This is a genomic window from Poritiphilus flavus, assembly GCF_009901585.1.
Lineage (GTDB): Bacteria > Bacteroidota > Bacteroidia > Flavobacteriales > Flavobacteriaceae > Poritiphilus > Poritiphilus flavus.
Window position 1 is genome coordinate 1 of the sequence record NZ_WXYO01000001.1, and the last position, 24,469, is coordinate 24,469.

The following is a 24,469-nucleotide window of genomic DNA, read 5'->3' on the forward strand; positions in this document are numbered from 1 at the left end:
TGGTATCCTCTATGGTGATGGTCTGGGTGACATCGGTACTGTTGCCCGCTTCATCGGTAATCCTATAGGTCCTGGTGATCACCTCAGGGTTGCTGTTGCCATCACTTACATCGCTTACAAAGGTGACTGTTGGGCTTGCGGTACAGTTATCCGCCTCATCGGTCACTACCGCAATATCAGCTGCAGGGACATCGGAGGAACATTGTACACTCAAGGCCGTCGGATTGCTGGCCGTAGGGGCCGTGGCATCCTCTATGGTGATGGTCTGAGTGACATCGGTGCTGTTGCCCGCTTCATCGGTAATCCTATACGTTCTGGTGATCACCTCCGGGTTGCTATTGCCATCACTTACATCGCTTACAAAGGTGACCGTTGGGCTTGCGGTACAGTTATCCGCCTCATCGGTCACTACCGCAAGGTCTACTGCAGGGACATCGGAGGAACACTTTACGCTTACCGAAGTCGGGTTACTGGCTGTAGGGGCGATATCTTCCGCGCTATCACCGCTAAAACTCAAGGTCATTGCAGCTCGTTCAGCACCGGCTTTGCAATAGTACAGGCCAGAGGCGCCGATTGTCACCGTATTGGTAAAACCCTGGTTATGCCAACCGATTAGGGTGTCGTCCCAGTTCTCCATCGAAAGTCCACTGCCATTGAGCATCCCGGTGCCATTGGTCAACTGCCCGATATCCCAATTACCCAGATCCTGGTTAAAAGAGCTTGCGCCGTTGAACATGTTGGACATATCGGTCACATTACTAAGGTCCGGAACATCACTGGCCTTTCCTTCCAGGTTGGTACAGCCATGGAATGCACCTGACAAGGTACTCCAGGCTATGCTGCTACCCCATTGGTCTATGGAAAGCAGCTTCAGCTTGTCACCCGTATTGTTAAACTGTATCCCATTCAGGGTTCCGGTCCCGTTCACCGTGATGGCATTGCGAAGGGCCACTTGTATTTGACCGGCCGTATAGCCATAAGCGGTCACATCCACAGTAATGGAGCCTGTTTGATCCAATAGCTCATAACTGCCATCATTGCCCAGGTCCACATCGTAGGTCCCCAGGGCGGGAATAGTGATGGAATTGCCATCGGAGGTGCCGGTGTTGCTGGTGTTCCAGGTGGTCACAAAAAGGCTTGTGGAATCCACCACGGTAACCGTAGTATCACAGCTGTCTGTTTTGCTGTCTTTGTCCGAGGTTACCGTAAGGGTTACTGTATTGGCCCCAAGGTCGTCGGTGGTAAAGCTACTTTTTGATACTTCCAGGGAGACATCCCCACAGGCATCGCTGGAGCCGTCATCCACAAGAGCCGTATCCAGGGTGGCCGTACCGCCAGTACCCAGTTGCAAGGTCGCTTCCCTACATACCGCTGTAGGAGGGTCTGCTTCCAGGCTGTCGCCAGTAATATTGAGCGTCAGTGCGGCACGTTCGGTAGCGGCTTCACAGTAGGTCAATCCGGAAGCGCCTATCGTGGCGCTATTGCTAAAGTTCTGGTTATGCCAGCCGATAAGGGTGGCATCCCAGTTGGCCGTGGAGAGTCCACTGCCATTGAACATCAGGCTACCATTGGTCAACTGCCCCAGGTCCCAGTCTCCAAGGTCCTGATTAAAGGCTTTTGCGTCCCAAAACATAGCCGTTGTATTAATTACACCACTTGTATTCCAGGAACTGATGTCCTGGTCAAAAGCCCTTGCGGCCCGGAACATGCCTTCCATATCGGTTATTTTGCTCAGGTTCCAGGAACCAATATTCTGATTAAAGGCTCCCGCGGCCCTAAACATTTCAACCATATCGGTCACATTACTTGTATTCCAGGCACTGATGTTACCGTTAAAGTCATTCGCGGCCAGAAACATAGAGCCCATATCGGTCACATTGCCAACGTCCCATGAACTGATGTCCTGGTTAAAAGCTCTCGCTTTCCTGAACATAGAATCCATAGAGGTCACACTGCTTGTGTTCCAGGAACCGATATTCCCGTTAAAACTATTCGCATCAAAAAACATATAGGCCATTCCGGTTACGTTGCCCGTATCCCATGAACCGATGTCCTGGTTAAAAGCCACAGCCTCATAAAACATAGAAGACATACCTGTTACGCTGGAAGTGTTCCAGGAACTGATGTCCTGATCAAAAGCGGTTGCATTCCCGAACATAAAGGCCATATCAGTTACATTAGCGGTATCCCAGGAACCAATATTCTGATTAAAGCGGCTGGCGTTTCGGAACATATAGCTCATATTGGTCACCCCACTGGTATTCCAGGAACTGATGTCCTGGTCAAAGACAGATGCCAGAGCAAACATGGCCCACATAGTGGTTACCTTACCGGTATTCCAGGAACCGATGTCCCGGTCAAAGGAAGTTGCCTGGAAGAACATCTGGCTCATATCCGTTGCGTTGACTGTATTCCAGGAACCAATGTCCGAGTTAAACGATGTTGCACCGGCAAATAGGTACCCCATATTGGTCACACTTTCCACATTCCAGGAACTGATGTCGCCGTTAAAGGCGCTGGCCTGATAGAACATAAATGCCATATTGGTTACAGCGGCTGTATTCCAGGTGGATAAGCCTGTCTCCCCAGTGAGCGCAGTACAACCGGCAAACATGGTATATAAGCTGGTCAGGTTACCCAGGTCTGGAGCATCAGAGGCCTTGACTTCCAGATTAGTACAACCCCAGAATGCACCTTCCATGGTACTCCAGGAAATACTACTTCCCCATTGATCCACCGAAAGTAACTTCTGCCTATCACCCGCATTATTGAAATATATCCTGCTCAGTGCTCCTGACCCGGAAACGGCATTTCGAATTGCCAATTGTATTTCTCCTGCAGTATAATTATAGGTAGTAACGTCTATGGTAATGCTCCCGCTCTGGTTCAGCAGTTCATAGCTGCCATCATTGCCCAGATCCACATCATAGGTCCCTGAGGCCGGAATGGTAATAGAATTCGCGTCGGATGTACCAGGATTAGTGGTGTTCCAGGTGGTTATGAACTCGCCTTGAGCAAAGAGGCCTGTGGTGATGAATAAACAGCTTACAACGGTAATTATTGGCCACTTAGGGACTCCAAGATGCTTCGCTCTCATGATATATCAAGGTATTTGTTTGAGGTGACTGACCCTGGATCAACTGAAATCGCCGCACTGCAAGGGACCTATAGTAAATCCCTTTTCAAGGCATAGCACTTGCATTGGATATCTCCGATGGGTCCAAGGAGAAAAAAGGCGCATTAAGATTTTCAAACACCCTATATTTTCTCATAATACCTCCCCCAAAATTTTTATAATTTTCCAAAACAACTGGCCTTATATGATCCAATTATTTCCAGTTCAATAAACTGGACAGGCCCTTTGTCTCATCGAATTAAAGTGTCACAGGGCATATAAGCGGGCAGGTTCCATGGAATTTTCCTCTTTCAACGCAAATGACACCTTATTGTAAGCAAAAGTATCCCCTTGTATCCAACACTTTCACACGAATGTAACAAGCGTAAGTATTTCGTAATACGTGGGATGTTTCTGTCAAATTATCAGCAAGATGCAACCGGAAATGGGATTAACTACCGTTACTGTATAAAGCCAAGGGAAGGCTGTTGAGGATTATTGAATTATCCAATCATTATTGTAGATAATCATCTCAGAACCCGAAATTTAGTAGCCAGGCTTAGTATTTTCCAACAAAGGAAAGTTCTACAGTTATCCCTAATAACTACCGATTATTACTTTATCCTTTTAACAAAGAGCTGCCTTATATTCTTTTACCGCATAAAATCTCATGAATGGAGTTTTAAGAGACTTGGCCAGCAGGCTGCTTCAGGGCCGAGACTGATACCGCAATGCGAATCTCCGTATCTGCTATAACATGCTGCTTTGAAAACATCAGGTAATTTGAAACCGAATACCCAGGTTCATCCAGTTCCAAAAACCAAGGATCTTAGGAAAACAGTTCGCCTAAAATCCGTACTCACGGCTATGGCATTGGTGTCCATAGTGGTACTTTCTATTTTTTTGCGCTACGAGGATTTTATCGATTGGCAAAAGAACAAGCCCCTTTTTCAATATCAGGGTGAATACGTTATGGGGAGCCTTGATGCCTACATCAATCTCCAGCATGCCAAAGACCTCAGTGAGGGCACCTATGACTCCCTGGATGAAAAACGGAATATCCCCAATGGGGCGGAAAGGCCTGTTATTCCTCCTTTATTATCCCTGATCGCAGTGGCTCTGCAAAAAATAACCGGGCTCCCCCTGTCCACAGTGGCCCTCTTCCTGCCAATCTTTTTGTCTGCCTTTATAGTCCCGCTGGTTTATGATCTGGCCTTAAAACTAAACTTCAGCAGGGCGGGTGCAGTGGTGGCCGCTTTCTTTTCTGTCATTTCAATTACCGACATCGCCAGAACACGTATCGGTTTTTTTGATACCGATTGCCTGAATGTGGTCTTTGTGCTGCTTAACAGTTATTTGTTCCTGCGTTTTGCCCAGGCTCAAGGCAAGCGGCGCTTAAGATTTTTGATATTTGCCGCAATAAACACCTTTCTTTTCTACACCTTTTGGTACAACGCCAGCAGCATTGTTTTTCTTTCTTTCCTTGTTCCTCTTTTCGTCTCATTCATATTTTATTATCCGGAAAAGAACAAGGTATACGTCTACGGTTTTCTAATTCTAATTGGTAGCGGCTTTGTTTATATGATGAAGGACGAGGTATTGTCAATGCTGAATCTTGTACTTGGAAACAATCAGTCTTCCTTTCACCTGCAAGAGGTAATTGGGGAACTGGTACCGGTGGGTTTAACTCAGTACATGGAGACCACCTATTCCAACAGCCTTCTGTTTCTCATGATCTTAACGGGACTGATCCATTTCTTCGTAAAACAAAAGCGAAAAGCCCTGTTCTTAGCTGTTCCTATGGTATTGGGTCTCTTGCCATTCTTTGCGGGAAATCGATTTTTGATTTTTGCGACACCGATATTAGCACTCGGTATAGGCTCGTTCGTAGAACTTCTGTTTCGGGTTACCTCCCGAAAGCATGTCAAGTTTGTGTATCTGGCCTGTATTTTCATAATGGGCCTGGGCATTTTTAGCAACTATCACAAGATTACCCATAAGATTCAGGAAGTACCTTTTATAAAAAGCAAGGCTATTTTAGATCCCCTGCAAAGGTTTACACCAGAAAATGCCAATATATGGACCAACTGGGGTATCGGGCACCAGATCCATTATTATTTAGACAAAAACACCTACGCCGACGGGGAATTCCATGGAGAAATCAATTACTACCTTCATTTTCCGCTGGCCGCGGACAACTTTGCCCTCTCTGCCAACTTTATGAGGTTTTACGGTGAACATGGCAGGCAAGGCATGGAGAAACTGTATGCCCTGTTTAAAACGGAGGCCAAGACCTTTGGCTTTCTTAAGACTATACTTTCCAGGGAAGTAGAAGAAGTTAGCCCCATATTGAGTTTAGGTCTTGCAAAGGGGGAATTCCCAAAGGCTCAGGGATTAGCCACTGTGCAGGAATGGATTTCATTCCTATACCCCGAAGAAACCGAAGATATCTACCTGTTCCTTCATCAAATCATATTGCAGTCGCCCACGTGGTTCAAACAGGGTACGGTAGATTTGGAAACCGGAGCCCTTAATGGAGAAGCATTCTTTCAGTCTTTTGCCAGGCTTCAGAAAAACCAGAATTCCATTTTTAACAATGAATTTAAACTAGATCTAAATACGGGGCAGGCGCTCACAAGAACAGGAGGTAAGTTCAGCTTTCCGAACATCCTGACCCTGGATGGCCAGGAGTTGAGAAAAACACAACTCGGCAACAGAAGCCAACGGATTACCTCATCACCATACACCTTCATTTGGAACAGTAATACTGGCTATGGAGCCATCATCTCGGGAGATGTGGCCAGAACCACCTTGATGCGGCTGTTCATGCAGGAAAACGGCCATGGATATTTTGAGCCGGTATCACTGAACACACCACACTACCAAATATGGAAAGTCAAAGGAAAGCGATAACCATAACACCTAAGATGGCTGTCTCTAAAACTAGGGATATGCCCCCTAGGATTGACCCATCACCCTTGGAAGTATCCATTGTAATGCCATGTCTCAACGAGGTGGAAACTCTGGCAATTTGCATAAAAAAAGCTCAGGCGTTCCTTAAAAAATACAGCATTTCAGGAGAGGTGATCATTGCTGACAATGGCAGCACTGACGGTTCCGTAAAAGTTGCGGAGAAACTGGGAGTCAAGGTAGTTCATGCAGCCTTAAAAGGCTATGGTGCAGCGCTAAGGGAAGGCATAGACCATGCTGAAGGAATTTATGTGATAATGGGTGATTCCGATGACAGTTATGATTTTTCCAATTTAATGCCATTTATTGACAAACTAAGAGAGGGCCATGATCTGGTGATGGGAAATAGATTTAAGGGTGGGATTAAAAAGGCCGCAATGCCTTTTCTACACAAATATGTTGGCAATCCGGTGCTTTCATATATCGGCAGACTGTTTTTTAAGGTCAATATTGGGGATTTCCATTGTGGATTACGTGCATTTAGCAGAAAGTCTTACGAAAAAATGAATCTTAAAACCATCGGTATGGAATTTGCATCTGAGATGGTAGTTAAGGCTTCCCTGCTGAAAATGAGTATATCCGAAGTACCTACAACGCTGTCCCCTGACGGAAGGTCGCGTCCACCACATTTACGGACTTTCAGGGATGGATGGAGGCATTTGCGATTTTTATTGATGTTTTCCCCGAAATGGTTGTTCCTGGTTCCCGGTTTAGTATTGTTAACCACATCGCTTATAGGCAGCGGACTGATCTTTATTGGGCCTCTGAAAATCGGTAATGTTGGCTTTGACATACATACATTGATCGTGCTGTCTTTCGTTTTCCTTGTTGGGATCCAGTTTATATTCTTTCACGTCTTTGTCAAAACATACAGGGTAACGAGCGGCTTATTGCCACAGGGTAATGGACTTTACAGTTTCTATCGCATATTTACCCTGGAAAAAGGCATATGTACAGGGTTTATAGTCTTGCTTCTTGGGATAGTACTTTTCGTGTTCAATTTTATGATCTGGGAGGATACAGGTTTTTCAGAATTGCAACCCACTTTCTTTGTAAAAAAAATTCTGCTTTCCACAGTCCCGATCATTCTGGGGATCCAAATTATTTTTTACAGTTTTATCCTGAGCTTAATTTCAGTAGGCAGTAAATGAAATGCGGTTTATGCCAATGGCTTCAGCCGCGGTTAAACCCTTGGTACCTATTTCAATAAAACAAGCCGTATTGCTATAAATGAAAAATCCCGACATCCATAAAGACATCGGGATCTTAACTCACTTCTCTGTTGGCCTACTAGGACTCGAACCTAGAACGACTGAACCAAAATCAGCTGTGTTGCCAATTACACCATAGGCCAGTACCGTATAAGAGCGTGCAAATTTAAAACAAACTTTGGTACCAACAAATATTTTTAAGGACATTCCGGTAAAAGTTTGCCGTGGTTTTGGGCTGTTAAAGGTTTAACAATTATTGGGCCTCATGTCTATTTTAATTACTAAATTCGCCCCATCTGCTAAACTCAGTATTGCATGTTTTCAAAGAACTTCGGAAAATGGGACACCATCCTGGGATGGGTCGTATTTTTTATAGCCCTAATCGTTTACGGGATCACGGTAGAACCCACCGGCAGTTTCTGGGATGCGGGGGAATATATTACCACTTCGGCTAAACTACAGGTAGCCCACCCTCCGGGAGCACCTTTGTTGCAAATGATAGGCGCCTTTTTCGCCATGTTCGCCATGGATCCGGACCAGGTGGCCAAAATGGTCAATTACGTTTCCGGGGTCTCCAGTGCGTTTACGGTGCTTTTTATGTTCTGGACAATTACCAACCTCACACGAAAGCTACTTTCTAAAGGTGAAGAATTCACAAACAGCAAAGCAATCGCAGTACTGGGTAGCGCCCTTGTAGGAACCCTGGCCTTTACCTTTTCCGATAGTTTTTGGTTCAATGCGGTAGAAACCGAAGTATACGCCATGGCCAGCCTGATCATGGCCCTTTTGCTTTGGCTCGGACTCAAATGGACGGACGAACTGGATACCCCCCGGGGTAACCGCTGGTTGGTCCTTATCTCCTTTGTAGTTGGGCTTACTTTTGGAATTCAGTTTATGGGGTTTTTGGCTATTCCAACCATTGGCCTGCTGTACTATTTCAAAAAATATAAAACCACCACAGTTAAGAACTTTCTGCTGGCGAACGTCATTGTGGTTGCCATATTAATGCTGGTTTATAAGTTCTCTCTGACCTATGTTTTAAAGCTTTTTGGCTGGAGTGAAGTGTTCTTCATCAACAGCATCGGTCTGCCATTCAACTCCGGGACCATTATTATGGGGCTGCTCTTCGCGGCGGCATTTTACTTCGCGCTTCGGTATACGAGAAAAAACAATTACAGAACCGCGAACACCCTGGTACTTTGTGCCATGTTCCTGTTTCTGGGATTCTCCTCCTGGCTTATGCTTCCCATACGCGCCAACGCCAATGTGGTCGTGAATGAGAACAATCCGGCGGATGCAAGGGCACTTCTCGCCTACTACAACAGGGAGCAATACCCCGGTGTGGACAGTCCGTTCTACGGCACCTACTACTCCAACCTGTTCGCTCCGGCAGGAGACGATAAGGACGATAAACCCAAATACGAAAAAGACGAAGCCCTTGGCAAGTATATCATCGTAAACAAGTACAAGGGAGCTATGCAAGGGCCAAACAAAGACCACCGTGGTTTGCTACCTAGAATGTGGAGTGAGCAGCATGCGGAGAATTATATGACCTATTTTGGCCCCCTGGATTTCAGCCTCAGAACGTCCAACGAAGAATTGAGGAAGGCGGTGGCACAGTTGAGAGCCGGTTATGAAAATGGTGAGATAGACGAAGGACAGTACATTGAATTCATGAAACAATTCAATCAGTATCTGGAGGTACACCCTCCGTCCCTATGGCAAAACATCAAGTATATGCTGCAATTCCAGTTTGGATATATGTACTGGCGTTATTTTATGTGGAACTTTGTCGGAAAAACGAACGACGTTCAGGGAAAATACGACAAGAACGGAGAGTGGCTGAGTGGGATAGGCTTTATAGATAGTCTGCGCCTTGGCAGCCAGGACAATCTTCCCAGTGACGTTCTTGACAATAAGGGAAGGAACACTTATTTCTTCCTGCCGTTGCTATTAGGTATCATAGGTCTGGTATTCCAGATCTCCAAAGATCCCAAACAGTTCTGGGCACTTTTTGTGTTCTTCCTTTTTACAGGAATTGCCATTCAATTCTACACAAATCCCTACATTTTTCAGCCCAGGGAACGCGACTATTCCCTTGTAGGGTCCTTTTATATTTTCGCGCTTTGGATAGGTTTGGGAGTTTATGGTTTATTCGAAGAATTCAGAAAATGGGTGGCTCCGAAGATCTTGGCACCGGCGGTAATTGTGGTTTGTCTATTGGCCGTTCCCAGTCTGATGGCATTTCAGAATTGGGATGATCATGACCGCTCTGGAAGATACACGGCTGAAGCAAGTGCAAAGGCCTACCTTGATTCCTGCCAACCAGACGCTGGAGCCATGATATTCACTATTGGGGATAATGACACCTTTCCGCTCTGGTACGCCCAGGAGATCGAGGGACACCGTACGGATGTGCGTATTATCTGTACCAGCTTGTTTGCCACGGACTGGTATGTAGACCAGATGAAACGAAAGGCCTATAAAAGTGAACCCATACCCTCACAGCTGGAACATGAACTATATCGTTACGGGAATAGGGATGTGATATACTATCAGGGATTACCGGGGATCGCGGAAAAGCGTTGGAGCATTAAAGATTTTATGAATTGGGTGGGAAGTGATAAGCCCCAGACCAAGTTTAAATACATCCTTGAAAAACAGGGAGCAGACCTCAGCGAATATGCAGAGAGCACCCTGGACCTGGTTTATTACCCGACGAATAAGATCCGCGTTCCGGTGAATAAAAAGAACGTCCTGGAAAGCGGCCTGGTCAAGGAAAAGGATTCCGCGCTTATTGTAGACTATATCGACATTGATCTACCGCGCAGCGCCATGGCCAAGAACCGCATTATGATGCTGGATATTCTCGCGAATAACGACTGGCAAAGACCCATATATTTCTCAGGAGGTAGTTTTGATGATGCGGAGTATCTCTGGATGAAGGATTATCTGCAACTGGACGGACTTGCCTACAAATTGGTCCCTATCAAAACCAAGAATCGCAGCGCTTTTGAAATGGGGCGAATAGATGGCGATCTGATGTACGATATTGTGATGAATTGGGATTGGGGAAATTCTGGAAGTTCCGATATCTATCACGATCCTCAGACCAGGACCCAGGGACTTTCTTTCCGTGGTAACCTGGCCCGGCTCACAGAGACCCTGATCAATGAGAATAAAATAGACAAGGCTAAAGATATTATAGACCTGGCCATGACCAATATGCCCGTAGAGCATTTTGGCTTCTATACCTTTGTGGAACCTTTTGTTGACGGCTACTACAAGGTCGGAGAAACAGAAAAAGCCAGGGAGCTTTTTGCCAAACTAAAAAAGATCTATCGGGAACGCCTGGATTATTATGCAGGCATCCCTCTGGATGAACAATACGACAATATTGAGGATATCATAGGGGATATGGAGGCCTATAGAAGGAATATAGACATCCTGATCACCAATGACGACAGGGAGATGGCAGAAAAGGAAACCCTATTGTTCAACCAGCAAATAGACCTCTTCAGGCATTTCTATCAGGACGACCTACTGGAAGAGGAAGTAGTTCCGGAATCAGCAGACGACCCTGACATGCTGGATACTGTACCGGTAACGGACAGTACAGCAGTAGACAGTACAGCAATTACGTCGGATACCGACAGTACTGCTAATTAAGTCAGACCTGAAATCAGAGGTATTCGTTCAAAATTCCGATAAGCGTATTGGCATCCTGCTCGCCGCTCTGGCGCCATACCATTTCACCCTTTTTGTAGATCATAAGAGTGGGTAGTCCCTTTATCCTCAGCGCCTGGGAAAGTTCCTTGTTTTTGTCTACATCGATCTTTATGACTTTGCCTTTGTCTCCAAGGGCTGCTGCCACATCCCTAAGTACGGGATGCATGGAAGTAGACTGTTCATTCCACTCCGCGTAAAAGTCCAGCAGCACAGGAACATTCAAATCTATAAGTTCACCGAATTTCGACATATGTAAATCATTGGGTTATAGCCCAAAAGTAAGAAAAATTGTTAATAAACAACTCTTGGCAGGAATTTTGTAAAGTGGGGGTAACGTTAATGTTACGTTAAACCAGCTGCAACGAACAGGGAAGCCGCTTTTCTTCTAACTTTTCAATTGAATCCGGATCTAAAATCAGGATGGGATTGCTTATTCACAAGTTATTTTAGCTTCTTCCAGAATTTCTTCCTCCAATATTTTTTCTTCCAATATTTTCTCACATCGTAAACCACGAAATGCCAATGACTTTTTGCCGCGTCTATCCTGTCCGTTCTGGACTCCCTAAACCCTGCCCATATATTTACCTCAAAACCACTAGATGACTGATGCCTGATTCCGATCGTTGTCGGCATAAAATCTCCCTCTTCTTCGTGAGTTTCTGCTGTAACAACAACAATATAATTCTTGTCCTTTACTAAACCGTCCGGAAATTTAACTCTATATCCCAAGGAGGGGGATATGCCAGGATCTAAATCCATATTAACAACAATTCCGGGCGATGATTCAAGAATATTGCCGTCGGGATCGATATATCCCATTGCTATTGGAAAATACATAACTGATGAATTAAGGTCAAAATCTAAAAGACGACCAAATGGACCAGAATTTACAAATAGTTTCTCTAACTAGTGTAATACTAATCGAATAATTTTTGTATGAAAATTATTTAACAGTCTGCAGAAAAAGTTTCAAGGCGAACGCCGATTTAGGATATGATCAATCCCCAAACTCAATAGGCCCTATTAAACAGCGTTATGCTTCTTCTTAAGGGTAATTACTGAAATCTCAGGCCATATACCTACTCTTCCCGGGTAGCCGATAAAACCAAAGCCTCTGTTAACATTAATGAACTGACCCAGTTCCTCGTAGATGCCTGCCCAGTACTTATAACGCCACTTTACCGGGCTCCATTTGATCAGTCCGGGGATCTCAATGCCGAACTGCATTCCATGGGTATGCCCGCTTAAGGTTAGATGGTAATGATAAGCGTCCTGAATAACCTGTTCCTCCCAATGTGAGGGATCGTGACTAAGGAGTATCTTAAAATCATCAGCGGAAATCGCGGCGCTGGCTTTCTTGAGGTCTCCGGCTTTTTTAAATCCTCCTTTACCCCAGTTTTCAACACCTATGAGGGCCAACCGGTCTTCGCCTTTACGGATATATCTACTCTCGTTCAGCAACAAATCAAAACCCATTTCCCGCTGCATGACCTTTAGGTCTTCCAGGTTACTGGCCTTGGCCTCGGAACTGTCCCAAGCAATGTAATCGCCGTAATCATGGTTCCCCAGAATAGAGTACTTCCCGTCTTTTGCATGTAGTTTTGAAAAAAGTTCTACCCATGGCCGCATCTCTTCGGCCTTATTGTTAACCATATCACCGGTAAAGAAGAGTATATCACTCTGTTGTTCATTGATAAGGTCAATGGCATAGCTGATCTTTTTCCTGTCATCAAAACTACCGCTGTGAATGTCCGATATCTGGGTGATCTGATAGCCATCAAAAGTATCAGGCAGGTCGTCAAACTCCAGGTTGTACTTTAATACCTTAAAATTGTATTTCCCTTTGTACATACCATAGAGCAAAGCGCTAAATGGCAAGGCTGCAATACCAAGGGCCACCATGCTGAGGAACCTCCGTCTTGTGGGTATACTGAATTCCCTGGAAGTACCAAAAAACTTCTGATAGCCGGCGGCAAAGAGTCGGAATATATCTTCCGAGAACAGGAAAATAATGGTAATGATCTTAAAGGTAATGATGGCCAGTAAGAGTCCGAAAGCATAACTTTTAGGCCTGCTGAGCACCCTACCTGCCTCAGACCCCCAGGTAAACTGGTAGATGAAATTCCCCAGCACGATCAGGGAGATCAGGGTTGTGGCATAGTACACCCAGGGATAACGTGTTGCCGTTTTCAGGGCCTGAAGGGTGTAGAACCCCATGATGATATAAATAATGATGAATATGATCCAACGTAGCATAGTCGCTTTTTTACAAATATATTTCTAATAAAGCCCGGAATGTCCTGGCTTTGTTTTTATTTAACGATTTCAAGCACTTTTTGTATCACCTGAGGATCACTTATCCCGATTTGCCCTTCCTGCAAAAAGGAAGGGGAGTTCATGGGAATGGCCGGCATATCAGCCAGGGTTTGCCGGAACCTAACAGCAGACAGATGCAGGTTCTGAAATCCTTTTTCTTTGAACTGATAAGCATTTTCCGGCCGAATCCCACCTGCCGGAATAAGAGCGCACCTGGTAAGCTGTTTTTGCAATTGGGTTAAAAGGGGAAGCCCTGCAACCGCGGAGGTTTGCTGCCCTGATGTAAGGATATGATCAGCCCCCATCTGCTCCAACAGCATTGCAGTGTTTAGGGCGTCCTTAGCCCAGTCAAAGGCCCTATGAAATGTAAACCGCAATTCTCCAGTGCATTCCAGGAGTTCCTTTGTTCTTTCTTCATCAAGAGTACCATCAGCATGAAGCACCCCGCAAACTATCCCGTCAACACCTAAGTCACCACAAACTGCTATATCCTGTTTCATGATCCCGAACTCATCAGCGGAATAGGTGAAATCTCCGGATCTGGGTCTGATGAGAACGTGAATAGGAATATTCAGGCGTTTTCTGGCCTCTTTTATCAATCCGTAGGAAGGTGTAAGCCCTCCAACTCCGAGTTCGGTACAAAGCTCGATCCGGTCTGCCCCGGCTGTCTCAGCATTTATGGCGGACTCCAGGGAATTCGCACATACTTCTACCGTCATAATGCTTATATTTAGCTTCCTAAAATTAAACATCCGCGATCAATGAAACGAAGAAAATTTCTCAAAAATTCCAGTGCCGCCACGGCAGGTCTGTTCTCTGCTTCCATAGCATCAGCCGCAGAGCGATTAAACCCCGATGCGGAAGATCAAAGATCTTTGTCCATCAAAAAATATCCACGAGTTATAGCGACCTGGGACGTGCCTAACGCTACGGCCAAGGCCTGGGAAATCCTGGAAAAGGGCGGAAATTCTTTGGATGCGGTTGAACAGGGGGTTAGGATGGAAGAAGCGGATGTAAACAACCAATCCGTCGGAAAAGGCGGTAGGCCGGATCGTGACGGGAATGTGACACTGGATGCCTGTATCATGGACAAGGACAGCAATTGCGGAGCGGTGGTCTATCTGCAAAACATCACTCATGCCGTGTCCGTAGCAAGAAAGGTCATGGAAGAAACCCCGCATGTGATGCTGGCCGGGAAAGGGGCCGAGCAGTTCGCTTATGAAAACGGATTTAAAAAGGAAGATCTGCTTACTGAAGCATCCAAAAAAGAGTGGCTGGAATGGAAAAAGACCTCTAAATATCAACCGATAATCAATATTGAAAATCACGATACCATAGGCATGCTGGCACTGGATAAGAATGGAGATATTGCCGGAGCCTGTACTACCAGTGGTATGGCTTATAAGATTGGAGGGCGTGTAGGCGATTCGCCCATTATAGGAGCCGGACTTTTTGTGGATAATGAAGTGGGCGGGGCCACCGCCACAGGAGTAGGCGAAGAAGTGGTCCGTACTGTTGGCAGCTTTTTGATCGTTGAACTGATGCGGCAGGGTAAATCGCCCCAGGAGGCCTGCGAAGAAGGTGTTAAGCGAATTCTTGCCAGGAACAGCGACAGGCCGGATTTCCAAATCGGTTTTATCGCCATGAACAAAGCCGGGGAGACTGGAGGTTATTGCATCCATCCTGGGTTCAGTTACAGGGAGTTCTCCGAAGAAGGGCATACCAACACAGCGTCGGAGAGCCATATTAAGGGTTAAACTTTTCATTAAAGCGAAGAATCTTCTTAGCTTTGAGATTCTACTATTATCACAGCCATGGCAGACCAAAAAAGACTCTTTCTCTTAGACGCATACGCATTGATTTTCCGGGGATATTACGCCCTGATCAAAAACCCCAGGATCAATTCCAAAGGTATGGACACCTCAGCCATCATGGGATTTATGAACTCTCTTTTTGATGTTATTAAAAGGGAGCAGCCAGACCATCTGGCCGTGTGCTTTGACAAGGGAGGTAGTGTAGAGCGAACCGAGTTATTTGCCGAGTATAAAGCGAACAGGGATGAGACCCCGGACGCTATTCGTATCGCTGTCCCCTATATTCAGGAGATACTTAAGGCCATGCACATTCCGGTAGTGGAACTGGAAGGCTGGGAAGCTGATGATATTATTGGCACCCTTGCCAAACAGGCGGAAAAGCAGGATTACAAGGTATTTATGGTAACCCCGGACAAGGATTTCGGGCAACTGGTGTCCGATAATATTTTTATGTACCGGCCAGCCAGACTGGGCAATGGCATAGAGATCTGGGGAATTGAAGAGGTACAAAAAAGATTCGGGGTTGAACGTCCCGAGCAGGTGATCGATTATCTGGGTATGATGGGGGACGCCAGTGATAATATTCCCGGATTACCCGGCGTGGGAGATAAAACTGCCAAGAAATTTATACAGGAATTCGGTTCCCTTGAGGGCCTGTTAGACAATACCGACAAGCTAAAGGGCAAGATGAAGGAAAAGGTAGAGGAAAATGCCGAACTCGGCCGCCTGTCGAAAAAACTGGCTACCATTTGTGTGGATTGTGATGTGAGTTTTGATGAAAAGGATTACGAATTGTCTATGCCTGATGGCGATAAGGTTCAGGAAATCTTTGAGGAGCTCGAATTCCGAAGGTTGCGGGAGCAGTTCATAAAGATCTTCTCCGGGGAAACCCCGGAAGCTCCTAAAAATGAAACCACACAGGAAAAAGCACCAAAGGCTTCTAAGCCCGCGGGAAGTGGGCAGTTCTCCCTATTTGGGAATGATGGTGAGGCGGCTGCTACGATCAAAGAGGTTTCCAGCCGGAATACAGCGGCTGAGACCACTCATATGTATCAAAGCGTATCCCCGGGCCTGGGAATGCGACTATTCCTGGAGAAACTGATGCAACAACAATCAGTTTGTTTCGATACCGAAACCACTTCTATAAATCCACTACAGGCAGAATTAGTGGGTATTGCGTTTTCATGGGAGGCAGGTAAAGGGTTTTATGTTCCATTTCCGGAGGACCGGGATGAAGCACAACGGCTTATAGAAGAACTGCGGCCGTTTTTTGAAGCGGAAAACATTGAAAAGATCGGCCAAAACCTCAAATACGACATTAAGGTATTGCACAAATACGATATTGTAGTCAAAGGGAAACTATTTGACACCATGCTGGCGCATTATCTTATCAATCCGGATATGCGTCACAATATGGATGTGCTCTCAGAGACCTACCTGAACTATACGCCCATCTCCATTACCGAACTCATAGGTAAAAAGGGCAAAAACCAACTGAGCATGCGGGAAGTGCCGCTGGAAAGGCAAACCGAGTATGCTGTTGAAGATGCGGACATCACTTTGCAGTTAGCGCAGCACTTTGCACCCGAACTGGCCGAGGCCAAGACAGAAGATCTGTTTCACGATATAGAAGTTCCATTGCTCAGGGTTTTGGCAGACATGGAACTGGAGGGTATAAGCCTGGATAAGTCCTTCTTAAAATCACTTTCAGAGGAACTGGACAACGATATTAAAAGCCTGGAAAAGCAGATCTACGAGGCAGCCGGAGAAACCTTCAACATAGCCTCCCCAAAACAGCTGGGGGAGATACTATTTGACAAACTCAAACTGGTAGATAAACCCAAAAAGACCAGAACAGGCCAGTATTCCACGGCAGAGGACGTCTTGTCCTATCTGGCGAAGGATCATAAGATTATCCAGGATGTGTTGGATTTCAGGGGACTCACAAAGCTCAAAAGCACCTATGTGGACGCGCTGCCAGAGCAGGTAGACCAAACTACGGAACGCGTGCATACAGACTATATGCAAACCGTAGCCGCTACCGGAAGGTTGAGCAGCAACAACCCTAATTTGCAGAATATCCCCATCCGTACTGAAAGGGGAAGACAGGTAAGGAAAGCCTTTGTACCCAGAGACGAAAATTACGTGCTTCTGGCGGCGGATTATTCACAAATAGAATTGAGGATCATCGCGGCCCTGAGCCAGGAGTCTACTATGATAGACGCCTTCAAAAATGGGGAAGACATTCACGCTTCCACGGCTTCTAAGGTCTTCAATGTCCCGATCGGTGAGGTGACCAGGGAGCAACGCGGTAACGCGAAAACGGTAAACTTCGGGATCATCTACGGGGTGTCTGCCTTCGGCTTAAGTAACCAAACGGATCTCTCCCGAACAGAGGCCAAAGAACTCATAGAGACCTATTACAAAACTTATCCCAAATTGCGGAACTACATCAGCGAGCAAATAGACTTTGCCCGGGATAACGGCTATGTACAGACCATTCTTGGACGAAGACGTTACTTAAAAGACATCAATGCCGGGAACCAGGTGGTTCGCGGGGCTGCGGAAAGGAACGCGGTGAACGCGCCTATACAGGGAAGCGCAGCGGATATCATCAAGATAGCGATGATCAACATCCATAAAAGGCTGGAAGAAGGCAACTACAAAACCAAAATGCTGCTACAGGTACACGATGAATTGGTGTTTGACGTGTACAAGCCCGAATTGGAAGCCATCAAAGAGCTCGTTAAGACTGAAATGGAAAACGCTTACGAACTCTCAGTACCCCTGGATGTAGACCTGGGCCTGGGAACTAATTGGCTGGAAGCACATTAAAGGTATGTTTTTAGCATTTTGCCAAAATCAGAGATCAAATAATCTGAAATGGTATTGTCTCCTAAAACTATGTTGTCAACATGGCTGATAAGGTATTCAGCCAAAAAATAGTCGATTTCTTTTTTTCCAATTAAGTAATGTTTCTTGAAATTGAGTGAATTAGCAAAAGCTGCGTTTTTTAAATAGTCTGGGTTATGTGGTGAAAATATCTTCATGAATGTTCTGGTTTTTTCTTGCCTATTCTGTTGATTTTCCAAAACGACATTGGAAATACCCTTAAGTCCTATATTAAAACGCCCCTGAGGTAAAAAACTTTGTACAGCGTTAATTTCCGAAAGAGTGTTTTGAGTCTTCCGGATCCTTGCTTCAGCTTCTACAGCATTACCGAAATTTATTTTTTTTAACTCCAAGTTGTAAAATGCATCCAACTTATCTTTGTGAAACTCATTTATTATTAAGAAGTAAAGAGTAAGAATCGTTTCCAAAAAATTGCCCTCACTGGAGCCTTTAATAAATATATTGGGAATTATATTGTATTCTTGATTTTCATCGATGTGTTTGAATGTACACAGTAAATGATACTTGTTTAGCACTTTTTTCAGTCGACGGGGATTTGTAAATCTTAGTATGCCAAAGAACTCCTTGATTTTCTCATTTAGCCTACCTTCAAAGCTTCCTATGTTGATTGTTCGTGCATCAAAATAAACATTTATTAGCTTTTGTACGTTCTCATGTTCTGGCATCGTAAAAGATAGATCGAAAATTTTCTCCAAATATTCATTCGCCTTTATTATATCCCCATACTTTGTCTTAACCGCTTCTTGAACAGCCTTTTTATCAATTCCACAAAAGAAAATTGTTCTTTTTCCGTAGGTAAAAAACAATTTCAAGGCTGATAGGAGGTTAAGAACATTTTCGGGTTCACATCGATCTAAATCATCGATAAATACGATGTTGTATAGCAAACCATTATTTGCTTGTAACTTGTCTTCAAATCGCTGAAATTCAGTGCTAAAACCCTTTTTTAATTGAAAAAATGTTTGATCTTTTTCTGATTCTAGAGTTTCAATGAGATATTTTCCATTTATAGTTAGTCCAGGAAAAGATATTTTGATAGATTTCCCAAACCCTTTTAAAAGTTTTTCGCCGATTCCGACAAGTTCATTACCCAGTGCATCCATAGCACTTTCTGATCTGGAAGTTATAAACTCTAATAGAGAGTATGGCAAGTTTCTATCTGTTTCATACTCCCATGTGTCAAAAAAAAATGTATTGAAGTTTTCTTTTAATTTATTTTGCAAATACTTCATTAATGTACTTTTTCCACTTCCCCACTCCCCATAAAGCGCAAACATTTTAAGCTCAGAGAATTGCTCTTTATTATCAAGAAGTACCTCCCTAATCAAATCCGCTTTCTCAATTATTCCCAAATAGTCGGTTTCAGAAGTTAACTTCTCAATAGGCAAATTGTTCAATAACGCCATTTAACAAAATTCTTTCAAGTAAATGTAAGAAAAGACGGTAGATTATATTGAAGTGAACAGAAAAAGAACATTTTGAAGATAGGTATTTCTGGTTTTATCAACGGACCATTTTGAACTGAAATCTTACTAAATTTGGACTAACTTGCTGTTTTGGATTCCCTATGTGATTCCTAAATTATTCCTAAAATTATACGAAAGCAGACCTTATCCCGTTAGCAGTTTACACTGGCCCCAAACCGACTGACTCATGACGAAAAGGTACATACTACTGCTTTCGGTATTTAGCTGGTTCTTTCTGGCAACGGCTTCCGCACAGGAAGCTTCGGTACCTTCTACCACTGAAATACGGCCTGAAAAGAAGAAGGTCAAAGTTTTTCCTAACCCGGCCACCAATGTGATCAACGTCTTAGGACTGGCCAACAGCCGGAGTGCACAGATATTCATATCGGACCTTTATGGAAACAGAGTGCAAAGCCATCAATGGGAGATACGGAACAATGCACTGAATATTCCTATCCCAACCCTGACAGAAGGCCTCTATATTATTAGCATCGTTTCAAAAGAACAAGAGGTAAGCGCAAAGTTCTATAAGAAATAGACAGAGCAGTAGATCTTAGCCCTGGCTAGTCAAACACAAAATTATAGGTAACCGCGAACAAAGGGCTGTTCAATACCGCCAATTCGTAACTTCCCAGGGGGCTTTGCCCAAAAACATCGCCATCCACGGCACCCGTTCGCTGGGTATAGTACAAATTAAAGGGATTTCGGCGCGAATACAGGTTGTAGATCGTAAAGGTCCAATCTCCCTTCCACTTCCTGTTAGGCCTTTTACTGTATTTGATCTTCCAGGAGAAATCCAGCCGGTGATAAGGTCGCAAACGCGCATTATTGCGTTCGATGAAAATGGGCACGTCAATTTCCTCAAGTTCAAATACACTGTTTGCCACGGTATAAGGCCTTCCGGTCTGAGCAGTAAAGTTAAAGCTCCAGGTGTTGTATTTATCCGCCTCAAAATTTATAGTGCTGTTAAAGACATGGGGGCGGTCGAAATCTGAGGGGAACCACTCATTATTGTTTACCCGATCCGCCAGTTTTTCGTTTTGGGAACGAATAAAGCTCCTTGCCCAGGTATAGTTTATCCATCCATTGAACCTTCCTTCGGGTTTTTTGAAGCTGAATTCCACTCCATATGCTTCGCCAATTCCCTGGACCACGTCTCTTTCTATAAATTCTTCCAGAAAGAAATCCGCCCCGGGCTTATAGGTCAATACGTTCTTAGAATCCCTGTAGTACCCCTCCACACTAAGCTCGATACTACCATCTCCCAAATTCTGATAAAGCCCCAAACCGTAAGTATCGCTTGTTTGAGGTTCTATATTGGGATCCGCGGTTTTCCACCTGGAAGTTGGCAAAGGTGTTGTAGTGTTATAGATATTTTGCAGGTATTGATTGAGCCTTGCATAACTGGCCTTTACAGCCGTCCGCTCCCCAAGTTTATAGTTCAATCCCACCCTGGGTTCCAGGCCATTGTAGGTTTTAACTCCAGCGCCTTTTTCAAATTCTTTAGTACTCAGCAAGGCGCCACTGTTTTCATCAAAGGTGGCCTGGGTATATGGCCCGACAAATACGTAGTGGTTGAACCGGAGCCCACCTGAAACGGTAAGATCTTTAGCAGGCTTCCAATTGAGGTTAGAAAACGCGGCAAATTCATAACTGGTTTCCGTATCCAGGGTTACCGGATTAATACTATTCCCGGTTCCCGGATCAAGCTCTCCCGGTTTGATCTGATATTGGGTGGCCTGAAGCCCCAGATAATAATCCATATCTTCCTTTACCTTTTTAGAGAACTCCGAAAAAAAACTTAGGTACCTGATATTGGATTCGTAAACGATCTCATTGGGGTTGTCCTGTTCCGGAAAAATAGTCTTCGGGGTATAGAGACTTCCCACAAAAAACGAGCGGAGATTAGTATCCTCATCAAAAGAATGTGTCCAGTTGAGAGTGCCGTTCAGGGCAAAAAAGTCGTACTGGTTACTACTTGAATTAATATCCTGAATTCTACTGATAAGATCCAGTTGATAAAAATCCTTACTGTAAAATCCAGTCAGGGATATCTGGTCTTTATCCGTAGGCAGGAATAGCAGTTTCATTGTGGCGTCGGAGAATCGCGCTTTGGTATTTTCCAGGCGATCCGAAACCAGGGGGAGCAGAAAATCAGTAAATCCTATCCTTCCTCCGACATTCAGAAAAAGCTTGTCTTCCACTAATGGGGTCTCAATGGCCAGCCTACTGGAAACCAAACCAATTCCTCCGGAGACCGTGGTTTTATCTACAAAAGGATTCTTAACCTTAACATCCAGAACGGAAGTGGACCTGCCTCCATACCTGGCAGGTATATTAGCCCGATAAAGATCTATAGTGGAGAGTACATCGGGAGTAAACACGGAGAACAACCCAAAAAGATGTGTAGGGTTAAAAACCGGAGCATAATCGTATAAAATGAGGTTCTGATCCAGGGAACCTCCACGTACGGACAGTCCGTTACTGATCTCACCGGCATTATTTACGCCAGCGAGCAGGGTCATTCCCCTTAATACATCGTATTCACCAATAGCGGCAGGGATCTTCTGCAATTCCCTGGAAGTTAGTTGCAGTACTCCCATTTGCGGAGTCTCCACATTTTCCAGCACCTTTTTAGCCCTAACGATCACCTCGGATAATTGTTCCTGGGCCTCGTATAATTCCGTTCGGATCAAGACATTGTTGTTGAGCTCCACTGTTTGGCGCACCTGGGTGTATCCAATAAAGCTTATACTTACATCATAGGTATCTTGCGGTAAAACAATGGAGAAACGTCCAAAGCGGTTGGTAACGCCTCCACAATTGCAAGGGGTTATGGCTATTTGGGCATTATCCAAGGGGATGCCGGACTCTCCTATAAAAATTTCAAAGGACATGGTATATTCCCGGGTTTGGGCAGTCAGCATATGAGTGAAGCTTACCCAAAGGACGATAGCAAATATTCTTTTCATTTCAATTTTTATTCGCGCTTTTGTTGTCTATCCATCCTTCGGGAGAACGGTAGTTCTAATTCGTGTCTCACCGGCCTTAGCTATTGTGCTTTGCTAAAAATCCATAGCTAATACCAGTGCTCAATCTTCCCATGCAGCAGGTCTGACAGCGGTTCTGAACCTACTCTCTTCACAGGGCGTATTGGTTACGGTTGGGGGATCCATAACCCTGTCATCTTCAAATAAGCCGATGATCCTTTCCTCCAACTGCGGTTCCTGAATAAATATGCGTTCAATGAACAATTGTTCGGTAGCAGCAGATGCCGCCGTAAATCTGCCCAACACGAATTCATCAGGGTCTTCAGGGTTAAACAGGTTGCCTACCAGGACAGCGGGAAGCGGGGCATTTAAGCCGGAATTGTTATCAATCAGATCCTTCAGGGCCCTTAAATACTCATAAGCCGAGGGAGATATGGCGAACTGTTGTACCTCAATAACGATGTTCTCATTGTTGTAGAGTAAAATATCGGCTATGGGGAGGGAAGAAACCGCATTGCCGTCACTGAATTGATCAGAAAAAATAGCAATGTTATCCGCATATCGTATTCTCCAGCACGGTCCGATACAACCGTAGGAATAATATGCCTCTCTTATGGCACTTTGCTCCGGTGTATTTGTTGTGCAGCCTCCATCCCTCAAAATACCGTCAAAGCAAATGGCACAATAGATAAGATCCTCAAATGTGCGGTATCGCCAGAAATAATAGTTTTCCTGGCCGGCCGGATCGTCAAAGCCCACAGAGATCCTATGACCGGGAACAATACGGTTGAACTCCTCACTGAAAACCAATTCGGGATCATAGTCGGCCCGGAGTCCATCAATAGGTACAGAAGACAATACCGTTTCCGGAAGGGATTCATATTCCCGCCCATCGGGAAACACCACACTTAGTCGCCAGGATTCCCCGGTCGAAGCCGCGAATTCCATTGGAGGGATGTAGCCATCCTCATCTTCATTTAGCAATACCTCCTCTGACGTTTGAACGTTTACAAAAGAAACCCTTGCCCCATTTACATTTACAACATCGTTTAAGCCAAAAACCTCAGCGGATTCGGATATATTGACATAGGAAGCCCCGGGTGAGCTTGCTATCAAAGCGTCTATATAGACCAGGCCTTCTCTAAATGCAAACTCGGGTTCCACCGGGTCTATGCATCCGGAAAACAACAGTCCAAGAGCGGCTGCGACAAAAAGATTGAAGCTTATTCGAAGGCGTCTTTTCATAGGAGGTTGTTTCCTTCTAAAGATACATTCTTTATCCCTAAGCTCAGAGGTAGATAAATAAAAAAAGCCCCTTTTTTGGAAGGGGCTTTTAAGTGGTATTTTATGGCTTATCGCTTGGTAAAAATAGCGTCCGCGTTCTGCAGATTGTCTTCGTCTACGAACTCGGCGTCTGCCGTTAATTCGTCTCCGCTGATACTTATGGTTACTACCTCCTCGGTATCATCTGAAAAGGTAACGGTAAGCCTGTCTCCGCTAAGACGCCAGCTAGCCGTTTCGGTAAACTGTGTGGTCGGGCATCCAATATCCAATCCAGTTCCACCGGAATTGACAGCTATCTCAATATCTTCATAATCCCTTTCCTGTATTTCCAAAGTACCATCGGCACTAAAAACAAGTGTGAGCAAGATGCATCCGTCTGCAACAAGAGCGTCTACGATCTCTTTGGCAAAATCCAGATCGTCATTACTGAAAGCGTCGTCTATCTCTACCCGGGTGAAATCCCAGGTCCCAACAAGTTTTTCGTCTGTTGGTGTTTCATTTCCTCCCCCGTTATCGTCCGAAGAACAGGAGAATAAAAGGGCCAGGGCTGTGAATAGTCCTAATACATATCGTTTCATGAGCACTTTTTTTGTCATTCTATCGTAAAAACGCTTTACCCCTATTATTATTTTAGGTAAGCCTTGAAATTCGATGTACTTCA

Annotated in this window: 15 protein-coding genes and 1 tRNA gene; 6 read left to right on the forward strand and 10 right to left on the reverse strand. The window is 44.9% G+C overall.

Translation table 11 applies throughout. The annotated features are described in order from the left end of the window. The coding region (locus GTQ38_RS00005; protein WP_161433183.1) for a BspA family leucine-rich repeat surface protein at window positions 1-3,097 on the reverse strand (3,097 nt) is incomplete at its 3' end. A gap of 783 nt (window positions 3,098-3,880) precedes the next feature. On the opposite strand from GTQ38_RS00005, the gene GTQ38_RS00010 reads away from it, so the two are divergent. Further along, complete coding sequence (locus GTQ38_RS00010; protein WP_161433184.1) at window positions 3,881-6,028, forward strand: STT3 domain-containing protein; 2,148 nt, start codon at window positions 3,881-3,883, stop codon at window positions 6,026-6,028. Window positions 6,029-6,066: 38 nt separating this feature from the next. After that, window positions 6,067-7,236, forward strand: coding sequence for a glycosyltransferase family 2 protein (locus tag GTQ38_RS00015; protein WP_317169018.1), 1,170 nt, complete (start codon window positions 6,067-6,069; stop codon window positions 7,234-7,236). A gap of 131 nt (window positions 7,237-7,367) precedes the next feature. Here the strand turns inward: GTQ38_RS00015 and GTQ38_RS00020 are convergent. Beyond that, window positions 7,368-7,439: transfer RNA gene (locus GTQ38_RS00020), tRNA-Gln, on the reverse strand. Between the two features lie 172 nt (window positions 7,440-7,611). On the opposite strand from GTQ38_RS00020, the gene GTQ38_RS00025 reads away from it, so the two are divergent. Beyond that, complete coding sequence (locus GTQ38_RS00025; protein WP_161433185.1) at window positions 7,612-10,965, forward strand: glycosyltransferase family 117 protein; 3,354 nt, start codon at window positions 7,612-7,614, stop codon at window positions 10,963-10,965. 13 nt (window positions 10,966-10,978) lie between these two features. Here the strand turns inward: GTQ38_RS00025 and GTQ38_RS00030 are convergent, their stop codons facing one another. From GTQ38_RS00030 to GTQ38_RS00045, 4 genes are all read right to left on the reverse strand, one after another. After that, complete coding sequence (locus GTQ38_RS00030) at window positions 10,979-11,275, reverse strand: thioredoxin family protein (RefSeq protein WP_161433186.1); 297 nt, start codon at window positions 11,273-11,275, stop codon at window positions 10,979-10,981. Between the two features lie 191 nt (window positions 11,276-11,466). Further along, window positions 11,467-11,862 (reverse strand): hypothetical protein, encoded by a 396-nt coding sequence (locus GTQ38_RS00035; RefSeq protein ID WP_161433187.1) that lies wholly within the window; start codon window positions 11,860-11,862, stop codon window positions 11,467-11,469. Window positions 11,863-12,048: 186 nt separating this feature from the next. Beyond that, window positions 12,049-13,281 carry a metallophosphoesterase gene (locus GTQ38_RS00040; protein WP_161433188.1) on the reverse strand — a complete coding sequence of 411 codons (1,233 nt, stop codon included), beginning with the start codon at window positions 13,279-13,281 and terminating at the stop codon, window positions 12,049-12,051. Between the two features lie 56 nt (window positions 13,282-13,337). After that, the gene (locus GTQ38_RS00045) at window positions 13,338-14,060 is read right to left on the reverse strand and encodes a copper homeostasis protein CutC (protein WP_161433189.1); all 723 of its coding nucleotides are present in this window, start codon (window positions 14,058-14,060) and stop codon (window positions 13,338-13,340) included. Between the two features lie 42 nt (window positions 14,061-14,102). Between GTQ38_RS00045 and GTQ38_RS00050 the strand changes: the two genes are divergently transcribed. Continuing rightward, complete coding sequence (locus GTQ38_RS00050) at window positions 14,103-15,098, forward strand: isoaspartyl peptidase/L-asparaginase family protein (protein ID WP_161433190.1); 996 nt, start codon at window positions 14,103-14,105, stop codon at window positions 15,096-15,098. Window positions 15,099-15,155: 57 nt separating this feature from the next. After that, on the forward strand, window positions 15,156-17,990 hold the full coding sequence (polA, locus tag GTQ38_RS00055) for a DNA polymerase I (protein WP_161433191.1): 2,835 nt from the start codon (window positions 15,156-15,158) through the stop codon (window positions 17,988-17,990). On the opposite strand, the gene GTQ38_RS00060 is transcribed toward polA, so the two are convergent. Next, window positions 17,987-19,474: a KAP family P-loop NTPase fold protein gene (locus tag GTQ38_RS00060; RefSeq protein WP_161433192.1), complete on the reverse strand. Its 1,488-nt coding sequence runs from the start codon at window positions 19,472-19,474 to the stop codon at window positions 17,987-17,989. The two genes, polA and GTQ38_RS00060, sit on opposite strands and share 4 nt — an antisense overlap. Window positions 19,475-19,721: 247 nt before the next feature. On the opposite strand from GTQ38_RS00060, the gene GTQ38_RS00065 reads away from it, so the two are divergent. Further along, window positions 19,722-20,072 carry a T9SS type A sorting domain-containing protein gene (locus GTQ38_RS00065; protein WP_161433193.1) on the forward strand — a complete coding sequence of 117 codons (351 nt, stop codon included), beginning with the start codon at window positions 19,722-19,724 and terminating at the stop codon, window positions 20,070-20,072. Between the two features lie 25 nt (window positions 20,073-20,097). Here the strand turns inward: GTQ38_RS00065 and GTQ38_RS00070 are convergent, their stop codons facing one another. The 3 genes from GTQ38_RS00070 to GTQ38_RS00080 form a co-directional block, all read right to left on the reverse strand. Then, window positions 20,098-22,506, reverse strand: coding sequence for a TonB-dependent receptor (locus GTQ38_RS00070; RefSeq protein ID WP_161433194.1), 2,409 nt, complete (start codon window positions 22,504-22,506; stop codon window positions 20,098-20,100). A 120-nt stretch (window positions 22,507-22,626) separates the two neighbouring features. Next, window positions 22,627-23,769 carry a DUF4249 domain-containing protein gene (locus tag GTQ38_RS00075; protein WP_161433195.1) on the reverse strand — a complete coding sequence of 381 codons (1,143 nt, stop codon included), beginning with the start codon at window positions 23,767-23,769 and terminating at the stop codon, window positions 22,627-22,629. A 107-nt stretch (window positions 23,770-23,876) separates the two neighbouring features. Next, on the reverse strand, window positions 23,877-24,386 hold the full coding sequence (locus GTQ38_RS00080; protein ID WP_161433196.1) for a lipocalin family protein: 510 nt from the start codon (window positions 24,384-24,386) through the stop codon (window positions 23,877-23,879). Between the last annotated feature and the right edge of the window lie 83 nt (window positions 24,387-24,469).

What these genes read in the sequence shown, in the direction of transcription:
- GTQ38_RS00015 (WP_317169018.1), top strand. Translation starts at nt 6,067, where the DNA reads ATGCCCCCTAGGATTGACCCATCACCCTTGGAAGTATCCATTGTAATG.
- GTQ38_RS00025 (WP_161433185.1), top strand. Translation starts at nt 7,612, where the DNA reads ATGTTTTCAAAGAACTTCGGAAAATGGGACACCATCCTGGGATGGGTC.
- GTQ38_RS00030 (WP_161433186.1), bottom strand. Translation starts at nt 11,275, where the DNA reads ATGTCGAAATTCGGTGAACTTATAGATTTGAATGTTCCTGTGCTGCTG.
- GTQ38_RS00035 (WP_161433187.1), bottom strand. Translation starts at nt 11,862, where the DNA reads ATGTATTTTCCAATAGCAATGGGATATATCGATCCCGACGGCAATATT.
- GTQ38_RS00040 (WP_161433188.1), bottom strand. Translation starts at nt 13,281, where the DNA reads ATGCTACGTTGGATCATATTCATCATTATTTATATCATCATGGGGTTC.
- GTQ38_RS00045 (WP_161433189.1), bottom strand. Translation starts at nt 14,060, where the DNA reads ATGACGGTAGAAGTATGTGCGAATTCCCTGGAGTCCGCCATAAATGCT.
- GTQ38_RS00050 (WP_161433190.1), top strand. Translation starts at nt 14,103, where the DNA reads ATGAAACGAAGAAAATTTCTCAAAAATTCCAGTGCCGCCACGGCAGGT.
- polA (WP_161433191.1), top strand. Translation starts at nt 15,156, where the DNA reads ATGGCAGACCAAAAAAGACTCTTTCTCTTAGACGCATACGCATTGATT.
- GTQ38_RS00060 (WP_161433192.1), bottom strand. Translation starts at nt 19,474, where the DNA reads ATGGCGTTATTGAACAATTTGCCTATTGAGAAGTTAACTTCTGAAACC.
- GTQ38_RS00065 (WP_161433193.1), top strand. Translation starts at nt 19,722, where the DNA reads ATGACGAAAAGGTACATACTACTGCTTTCGGTATTTAGCTGGTTCTTT.
- GTQ38_RS00070 (WP_161433194.1), bottom strand. Translation starts at nt 22,506, where the DNA reads ATGAAAAGAATATTTGCTATCGTCCTTTGGGTAAGCTTCACTCATATG.
- GTQ38_RS00075 (WP_161433195.1), bottom strand. Translation starts at nt 23,769, where the DNA reads ATGAAAAGACGCCTTCGAATAAGCTTCAATCTTTTTGTCGCAGCCGCT.
- GTQ38_RS00080 (WP_161433196.1), bottom strand. Translation starts at nt 24,386, where the DNA reads ATGAAACGATATGTATTAGGACTATTCACAGCCCTGGCCCTTTTATTC.